The sequence below is a fragment of the Vibrio sp. 704 genome (assembly GCF_033339295.1).
Window position 1 is genome coordinate 1 of sequence record NZ_JAWOUH010000419.1, and the last position, 716, is coordinate 716.

The window sequence follows — 716 nt, forward strand, 5'->3', positions numbered from 1 at the left end:
TTACCCACACCAGTAGGCCCTGCAAACAAGAACGAACCCACAGGCTTGTTATCTACACCCAAACCAGCACGAGACAGTTTGATAGCCTCCGAAAGCGCATCAATAGCGTTGTCTTGACCAAAGACTAGCATCTTCATTTTGCCATCAAGATTCTTCAATATGTCTTTGTCAGATGAAGACACCGACTTCTCTGGAATTCGAGCCATTTTTGCAACCATGGCTTCAATATCAGCCACGCCAACCGTCTTCTTACGACGACTTGCTGGAGCTAATCGACTACGAGCACCGGCTTCATCAATAACGTCAATCGCTTTGTCAGGTAGATGACGTTCGTTGATGTACTTCGCAGACAGCTCTACGGCTGCACGCAGTGCTTTGTTGGTGTAACGCACTTCGTGGTGAGCTTCGTACTTTGGTTTCAAGCCCATCAGGATCTTGGTTGTATCGTCCAGAGATGGTTCTACAACGTCGATTTTTTGGAAGCGACGAGATAGCGCACGCTCTTTTTCGAAAATATTGCTGTACTCTTGGTAGGTAGTTGAACCAATACAGCGCAACTTACCGCTACTTAGTAGAGGTTTAATCAAGTTTGCCGCATCGACTTGGCCACCAGACGCTGCACCAGCACCGATAATAGTATGGATCTCATCAATGAACAGGATGGCATCTTCTTCTTTTTCAAGCTGCTTCAAAATCGATTTGAAACGTTTCTCGAA

Annotated in this window: 1 protein-coding gene; it reads right to left on the minus strand. The window is 46.1% G+C overall.

The features are described 5' to 3' along the window. On the minus strand, nucleotides 1-716 hold a 716-nt coding region (locus R7R24_RS26845; RefSeq protein WP_411978836.1), incomplete at both ends, for an AAA family ATPase.